The sequence below is a fragment of the Candidatus Schekmanbacteria bacterium genome (genome assembly GCA_003695725.1).
GTDB lineage: Bacteria > Schekmanbacteria > GWA2-38-11 > GWA2-38-11 > J061 > J061.
In genome coordinates this window covers 1-6,942 of record RFHX01000111.1, presented here as the reverse complement: position 1 = coordinate 6,942, position 6,942 = coordinate 1, and the positions used below count along the sequence as shown (strand labels likewise).

Here is a 6,942-nt window from a genome sequence, read left to right as displayed (position 1 = left end):
GAACGCTATAACCTTATAATGGAAGGCAGATGGATAAATGAAGCCGGTTATGAGGTATGTCAATTGTGCGGTTTTGAGATGCAGCTTCATGGTAATTTCATAGAAGAGCATATAAAGGAACATGGCATAACTGTTGAAGAATATAGGCAGCAATGCTGCACTCCGCCTGAGAATTTTGAGGCAGGCATAGGAGCAGAAGCAATCAAAAAGATGCTTATGCAGATTGACCTTGAAGAACTTGCAAAGGAACTGCGAACGCAATTCAAGACTGTAAAATCTGTTCAAACTAAAAGAACTATACTTAAAAGGCTCAAAATTGTAGAAGCTTTTAGAAAATCCGGAAATAAGCCTGAATGGATGATTCTTGATGTCATTCCAGTAATTCCACCAGATTTGAGGCCATTAGTCCCTTTACAGGGAGGAAGGTTTGCAACCTCAGACCTTAATGATTTGTACAGGCGTGTTATAAATAGGAATAATCGTTTGAAAAGATTGAGAGAGCTTGAGGCGCCTGAAGTAATAATAAGAAATGAGAAAAGGATGCTTCAGGAAGCAGTGGATGCTCTCTTTGACAATAGCAAACGAGGCCGTGCATTGAAGGGGCAGAATAAAAGGCCTCTTAAATCCCTAAGTGATATGTTGAAAGGAAAGCAGGGGCGTTTTAGACAAAATCTTCTTGGTAAGCGCGTCGATTATTCTGCAAGATCGGTTATTGTGGTTGGCCCAGAGTTGAAGCTCAATCAGTGCGGAATTCCTAAAATGATGGCACTTGAATTGTTTAAACCTTTCATTTATCACAAGCTTGAGAAAAAAGGGCTTGTGGGGAATATAAAAACTGCAAAGAAGAAAGTTGAACGGCTGAAACCGGAAGTGTGGGATATCCTTGATGAAGTGATAAAGGAACATCCCGTTTTGTTAAACAGAGCTCCAACCCTTCATAGACTCGGGATACAAGCCTTTGACCCTGTTTTGACAGAAGGGAAAGCAATAAGCATTCATCCTCTTGTTTGCGCTGCATATAATGCTGACTTTGATGGAGACCAAATGGCTGTGCATCTGCCACTTTCAAATGAAGCGCAGTTGGAAGCAAGAGTTTTGATGATGGCATCACAGAACATTCTTTCTCCTGCCCATGGGAACCCTCTTGCCGTACCAAGCCAAGATATGGTTTTGGGACTTTATTATATGAGCAAGGAGAAGAAGGGGGTAAAGGGAGAAGGTATGGCATTTTCCTCCATCGATGAGCTTAAAATGGCGTATGATATGGGTGAGGTTGATATTCATGCCATTGTGAAGACAAAGGTTAATGGGCATACTGTTTCATCTGTAGTCGGTAGATTCTTGTTGGCAGATATTTTGCCTTCTGAAATTCCCTTTGAATATGTTGATAAGGAGATGAAAAAGAAAAATATTGTCGAGCTTGTTGAAAAGTGCTTTAGGACGGTGGGATTGAGAAGGACAGTTGTCTTTTTGGACAAGCTTAAAGAGCTCGGATTCTCATTTGCCACAAAGGCAGGAATTTCATTTTCAATTGCAGATTTAAAAATTCCTCGCCAAAAGCAAAAGCTCTTGGAGAGCGCTGTTAATGAGGTAGTAAAAATCGATAAAGAGTACAAAGAAGGAATAATTACAGCTGGTGAGCGTTATAACAAGGTTGTTGATACATGGTCGCAGACAACAGACCGTGTGGCAGAAGAACTCCTGAAGGAATTGCAGGAAGAAGATGAAAAACTTAAAAAGGACGAAAGTGCTACGAATGAGCAGTTCAATCCGGTTTATATGATGTTGGATTCAGGAGCTCGCGGAAGCGCTAATCAGATACGTCAGCTTGCTGGAATGAGAGGTTTGATGGCAAAGCCGTCAGGTGAGATTATTGAAACGCCAATTCAATCGAACTTCAAGGAAGGATTGTCTGTTTTAGAGTATTTTATTTCCACACATGGAGCAAGAAAGGGACTTGCAGATACGGCTTTGAAAACTGCCAACTCAGGGTATTTGACAAGAAGGCTTGTCGATGTTGCTCAAGATTTGGTGGTTACTGAAGAGGACTGCGGAACAATAGACGGAATTGAAGTAGAAGCCTTAATGGAGGGCGGTGAAATTATTGAACCGTTATCGGATCGAATACTTGGAAGAACATCTTTGGAAGATATCAAAGATCCAACAACAGGTGAAATAATAGTAAAAGCCAATGAGGAGATAAATGAAGAAGTAGTGGAATTGATTGAAGATGCAGGTATTGACAGAGTTAAGATTCGTTCGATCTTAACATGTGATTCCAAACAGGGGACTTGTGTAAAATGTTACGGCAGGGATCTCGCTACAGGTGAGAGTATTAAGATTGGCGATCCAATAGGTATAATTGCCGCACAATCAATTGGTGAACCCGGAACGCAGTTGACAATGAGAACATTCCACATTGGAGGAGCTGTTAGCGGCGCAAGTACTTTGTCAAGCAGAAAAGCAAAAAACGCTGGTAAGGTAAAGTTGAAGAATATTAAAACTTATCAAAATAGGGAAGGCAAAGAAGTTGTTGTAAGCAGGAAAGGAGTTGTAGTTGTAGATGAAGGCAACAATAGGGTGAGGAATTATCCAGTTGAATATGGTGCACATATGAAAGTTAAAGACGGTGACGATGTTGAAGCAGGACAAATTCTTTTTGAATGGGATCCTCATAACAAGGTAATTATCTCAGAGAAAAATGGGAAAGTAAAATTTGGTGATATTATTGAAGGCCAAACAATCAAGCAGGAAGTTGATGAAATTACTGCCCATACAATGAGAGACGTTGTCGACTATAAGGATGAAAGCAAAGAGCCCCGTATATCAATCAAAGATGAGAATAATAAAACTGTTGCAAGATATCAGTTACCGACAGGTGCATATATTGAAGTTGAAGAAGGAGATTACATTAAACATGGCGACATCATTGCAAAGATTCCGAGAGAGACTACAAAAACAAAGGATATGACTGTAGGTCTTCCTCGTGTAGATGAACTTTTTGAGGCAAGAAAGCCAAAAGAGCAGGCAATAATAAGTGAAATTGACGGAATTGTTGAACTTCCCCGAGAGATGGTCAAAGGGCAGAGAAGGGTAATTATAAGGCCTGAGAAAGGTAAGGCAAAAGAGTATTTGATTCCTCGAGGAAAGCACATTCTTGTACAGGATGGAGAATTCATAAAAGCTGGAGAAGCACTTGTCGATGGTTTGCCCAATCCCCATGATATTTTGAAGGTTCAAGGACCTCATGAACTTCAGAAGTTTTTGGTAGCTCAAGTGCAGGAAGTATATCGCTTGCAGGGTGTTAACATCAATGATAAGCACATTGAAGTAATAGTGCGGCAGATGCTTAAAAAGGTTAAAATAAAAGACCCCGGTGATTCAGAATATATCGTAGGACAGCAGGTTGATAAAATCGAAGTTGAAGAAGTGAACAAAAAGCTGAGAAGTGAAAAGAAAAAGCCAGCAGACTGGGAGCCTGTCCTTCTTGGAATTACGAAAGCGGCTTTATCTACGACAAGCTTTGTTTCAGCGGCATCCTTTCAGGAAACAACGAGAATCCTTACGGAAGCCGCTATAAACGGCAAAGTGGACAAGCTCACAGGGCTTAAAGAGAATGTAATAATGGGGAAACTGATTCCTGCAGGCACAGGACTCGATGCATACAGGAAAGTAAAAATTGCATTAGATGAAGAAATTGCTTGACAAAAAGACTTTTCATAGCTAAAGAATGCAGTCTTTCAAGCAATTTTTTGGAAGTAAGGTCTGAATTTAACTTAAAACATTAACCCTTAACCAGAAAGGTTTTTTATGCCAACTTTGAATCAACTTATAAGAAAAGGACGAAAAAAGATTAAGGAAAAATCTGATTCTCCTGCTCTTTCAAATTGTCCACAAAGAAGAGGTGTATGCTTGAGAGTTTATACAACTACACCCAAGAAACCAAATTCTGCGTTAAGGAAGGTGGCAAGAGTCAGACTTACCAATGGCTACGAGGTTACCTGTTATATTCCGGGTGAAGGACATAATTTGCAGGAACATTCTATTGTATTGATAAGAGGCGGAAGAGTTAAAGACCTTCCAGGTGTGAGATATCATGTTATTCGTGGTGCTTTGGATACAGCAGGAGTTTCCAATAGGAAGAAGGGAAGATCTAAATACGGTGTTAAAAGAGAGTCGAAATAGCAGAATTGTAGGATAGCAAAGATGCCAAGAAAAAAATTTATAAGAAAAAGAGAATTGGATCCTGATTTAAGATACGGGAGTGTATTGGTAACACGTTTCATAAATAATCTTATGCGTGATGGTAAAAAAAGCACTGCTGAGAAGATTTTTTACAAAGCAATTGAGAAGATTGGTGAAAAGACAAAGAGTGATGAGCCGATCTCTATTTTTTATAAAGCAGTGGAGAATGTAAAACCATCATTGGAAGTCAAATCGAGAAGAGTTGGAGGCGCAACATACCAGATACCTGTTGAAGTTCCTCCTGATAGAAGAATATCATTGAGCATCAGGTGGCTAATAGCAGCTGCAACTGCAAGGAAAGAAAAGAGTATGATTGAAAAACTTGCGGCAGAATTAATAGATGCAGCAAATGATTTAGGAGCTGCTATTAAGAAAAAACAGGATACTCATAAAATGGCGGAAGCTAACAAAGCTTTTGCTCATTATAGGTGGTAATCGACAATGGCAAGAATTGTTCCCTTAGAAAAGATACGTAATATAGGAATAATGGCACATATAGATGCCGGTAAGACAACTACGACTGAGCGGATACTATATTATACCGGTATTCTTTACAGAATGGGTGAAGTCCATGAGGGCTCAGCTACGATGGATTGGATGGAGCAGGAACAGGAAAGAGGTATAACGATTACTTCAGCGGCAACTACCTGTTTTTGGAAGAACCACAGAATCAATATCATCGATACGCCGGGCCATGTCGATTTTACCGTTGAAGTAGAAAGGTCTTTGAGAGTGCTTGACGGAGTTGTTGCAGTATTCTGTGCCGTTGGAGGCGTTGAGCCTCAGTCAGAAACCGTGTGGAGGCAAGCAGATAAGTATAGAGTACCGAGAATTGCTTTTGTAAATAAAATGGATAGAAGCGGAGCTGACCTTTTTAGATGCCTTAAAATGATAAAGGAAAGGCTAAAATCCAAACCGCTTCTTTTACAATATCCTATCGGCACAGAAGAGAACTTTGAAGGGGTATTTGATCTAATCACTATGAAATCGATTTATTTTGATGAAGAAAAACTCGGCCTTGAAATGAATATCGTTGATGAAGTACCGAAGGGAAGTGAGGAAGCAATTGCTGAAGCAAGAGAAAAACTTGTTGAAATATTGGGCGAGTTTGATGACGGCATAATGGAAAAATATGTTGAGGGTATAGACCCCTCGGAAGAGGAATTTAAAAAAGTCATAAGAAGGCTTACTGTCGAGAATAAAATTACTCCTGTATTGTGTGGTTCAGCATTTAAGAACAAAGGAGTTCAACCATTACTTGATGCAGTTGTCGATTATCTTCCTTCTCCAATAGATATACCGCCTTTTAAATCGGTTCCAATGAATGGCAACGGTTCGACAGAAATCTTCGCAGACGACAATAAACCATTTACAGCGCTTGCATTTAAGATAATGACTGATCCATATGTTGGACAGCTTACTTTTTTCAGAGTTTATTCGGGAAGTTTAAAGTCAGGTGCGCAAATTTTAAATTCATCTAAAGGTAAAAAGGAGAGAATCGGACGGCTTCTAAAGATGCATGCAAATAAAAGGGAAGAAATTAGCGAAGTCTATGCAGGCGATATAGTAGCGGCAGTAGGACTAAAACATACATTTACGGGTGATACTCTTTGTGATGAAAATCATCCTGTTTTGCTTGAGTCGATTAAATTTCCAGAGCCCGTTATCTCAGTGGCAATTGAGCCTAAAACAAAAGCAGATGAAGAAAAGCTTGCTCTTTCTCTTACTAAACTTATGCAGGAAGATCCTTCTTTCAAGGTTTCCAGAAATGATGAAACTGGACAAACAATAATTTCGGGAATGGGCGAACTTCATCTGGAGATTGTTACAGACAGATTATTGAGAGAGTTTAATGTTGGTGCAAATGTAGGAAAGCCAAATGTTTCATATAAGGAAACAATAAAGAAAGCCGGAGAGGGAGAGGCAAGATATGTGAGACAAAGCGGTGGAAGAGGCCAATATGGTCATGTAAAAATTCGGCTTGAACCATTGAAACCAGGTTCAGGTTTTGAGTTTGAGAGCCAGATTGTGGGTGGTGTAATCCCTAAGGAATATATTCCAGCAGTTCAAAATGGAATAAAAGAAGCAATGGAATGCGGCATTCTTGCAGGCTATCCCGTAATAGATGTTAAAGCTGTTTTGCTCGATGGTTCATATCATGAAGTTGATTCATCAGAAATGGCTTTCAAAATTGCTGCTTCTATGGCTTTCAAGGAAGTATTTAATAAATGCAAGCCTGTCCTTCTTGAACCGGTGATGGCTGTTGAGGTTGTGCTTCCAGATGAATATGTGGGTGATGTTATTGGTGATTTAAATTCAAGAAGAGGTGAAATTCTCGGAATGGAGCCAAGAGCAGGGTCACAGGTCATAAAAGCGCAAGTTCCGCTTGCAGAGATGTTTGGATATGCAACTGCATTGAGGTCAAAGACACAAGGGCGTGCAACATATACGATGCAATTTGCTTTTTATAAAGAGGTTCCGCAAAATATTTCTGAATCTCTTATTTCAAAGGTAGGCGGTCTGCAAAGGGCTATTTAGCTTTTTTAATAATACAATGCTGAAAATAATAAAATAAATAATTATGGAGGAATAAGAGATGGCGAAGGAGAAATTTGATCGTTCGAAGCCGCATGTAAACATAGGTACGATAGGACATATAGATCATGGTAAGACGACGTTGACGAGTGCGATAACGCG

At 39.7% G+C, this 6,942-nt stretch carries 5 protein-coding genes; all 5 read left to right on the top strand.

Going from position 1 to position 6,942, the window contains the following annotated elements; translation table 11 throughout:
- On the top strand, positions 1 to 3,705 hold a 3,705-nt coding region (gene rpoC / locus D6734_04575; protein RMF96028.1), incomplete at its 5' end, for a DNA-directed RNA polymerase subunit beta'.
- A gap of 105 nt (positions 3,706 to 3,810) precedes the next feature.
- Positions 3,811 to 4,185 (top strand): 30S ribosomal protein S12, encoded by a 375-nt coding sequence (locus D6734_04570; GenBank protein RMF96027.1) that lies wholly within the window; start codon positions 3,811 to 3,813, stop codon positions 4,183 to 4,185.
- 21 nt (positions 4,186 to 4,206) lie between these two features.
- Positions 4,207 to 4,680, top strand: a complete 474-nt coding sequence (locus D6734_04565; protein RMF96026.1) for a 30S ribosomal protein S7 — start codon at positions 4,207 to 4,209, stop codon at positions 4,678 to 4,680.
- Positions 4,681 to 4,686: 6 nt separating this feature from the next.
- On the top strand, positions 4,687 to 6,783 hold the full coding sequence (fusA, locus tag D6734_04560; protein RMF96025.1) for an elongation factor G: 2,097 nt from the start codon (positions 4,687 to 4,689) through the stop codon (positions 6,781 to 6,783).
- A gap of 58 nt (positions 6,784 to 6,841) precedes the next feature.
- Positions 6,842 to 6,942 (top strand): hypothetical protein (locus tag D6734_04555; protein ID RMF96024.1); only part of this gene is annotated, 101 nt, incomplete at its 3' end.